The 1555-nt window shown below is 70.7% G+C and carries 1 protein-coding gene; it reads right to left on the reverse strand.

Annotation, left to right across the window (positions count from 1 at the left end):
• Positions 1 to 1555, reverse strand: a 1555-nt coding sequence (locus B1C78_RS15655) for a type VI secretion system Vgr family protein (RefSeq protein WP_077280105.1), incomplete at both ends; no start/stop codon positions are given.

Here is a 1555-nt window from a genome sequence, read left to right on the forward strand (position 1 = left end):
GCTCAGGCACTGGATCTCGCCTTTCGCGCGGATGCGCGCGGCGCCCTGCTCCACCAGGCAGTCCATGTCCCCGCCCCGGGCGTTGAGGCGCATGTGCCGGCCCGCCTCGATGGCGGCATCGCGCTCGGCGCGCTGGGCGATGTCGGCGGTCTCGGCTTCAAAGCGCACGGTCTCCTTCGCCGTAAGCCGAAGATCCGTGGCCGCCTGGTAGTCGATGCCGGCGTGCTTGGTGACGAGGCGCTGACCCTGCTCGACGGTGACGTTCTGATCGCCGCCCACCTGCACGGTCTGGTCCGCACCGCATTCGAGCGTGAGCCCCTCGCCCGCGTACCAGTCCATGTCGCCCTGCTCGGTGCGCAGGGAGAGCCGATGCGCACCCTCGGTGGCGTCCATGAGCAGGCCGTGCTGTTCGTCGTGGGTGGTGAGCGCGATGCGCTCGGCACCGCGCTGATCGTCCATGAGCAGTTCGTTTCCGCCGGGCGTGCGCAGGATGTTCTGGCTGGCGTTGGCGGCGTTGACCGGTGAGGGCTGGGCGTGGTTGTGCAACGCGCCGAGGATCACCGGGCGGTCGGGATCGTTGTTCTCGAAGGTGACCAGCACCTCGGTGCCCTTGAGCAGCGGGAAGTGAAAGCCGTAGCCGTCGCCGGCAAACGGCGCCGCAAGGCGCACCGCGTGGCTCGCCTCGGCCTCGGGGTTGTCACGCTCGTCGAAGTCGAAGCGCAGGTGGTAGCGGCCGTGCTCGTCCAGATGGGCGTAGTCGCCGCCGCGGCTTTCGATGCGCGCGGAGACGCGCCCCAGTTGCGGCGGGCTCAGGGGCTCGGGGCGAAAGCACACGCTCGCGGGGATGAGCGTCACCTCGGCCTCGAAGGTGGGGCCGATCTCCTCGCCCCCCATGGGCAGCGCGGCGCGCTGGTCCGCGCTGATGCGCAGGCTCACCACGGTGTAGGTGATGTTGCAGGCCGCCTGGGGATGGTCCGCGAGGGTGATGCGCATACCGGGGGCGAGGCCGCGGTGGTCGGTATGCGCGATGTGCACCTGGCGGCGCCAGGCCAGGCGCTCGGCGCACAGGCGCGCAAGCCGTGCCGCGCCGTCCGGGTCGCGCAGGTGTTCGCCCCAGTGGCGGCACTCGCCCGCGCCGGGGACCTCGGCCGCGTTGGCCGCATCGGCCACGAGGGCGGTGGCGGGCGTTTCGGGGTTGTAGTCGCGCAGGTTGACGGACTCGGTGAGGAGCCACGCCCGGGCCTCCAGCCGGTGGACGGCGTCATGGCCCCGGTTCTCGCCCTTGAGCGGGATGTAGGGCAGTGTCCCGACGGGCGCCTCCGGCAGTCCTTCAACGGTGTCATGGATGACGAGGACCGCCTGGGCGTCGTCCTGCTCGAAGCGGTAGTAGAGGCCGTGGCGGGCCATCAGGCGCTTGAGAAAGTGCAGATCGTTCTCGGCGCATTGCACGGTGAGCTCCAGCGCCGGGTAGTCGTCCTGCAGTTCCAGGCGCCAGGCATCGGCGCTCCAGCCGTGGCCTTCGAGCACCTCCTCGATGATCCCGGGCACGGACAGG

Origin of the sequence: Thioalkalivibrio denitrificans (assembly GCF_002000365.1) — a bacterium.
Classification (GTDB): Bacteria; Pseudomonadota; Gammaproteobacteria; order Ectothiorhodospirales; family Ectothiorhodospiraceae; genus Thioalkalivibrio_A; species Thioalkalivibrio_A denitrificans.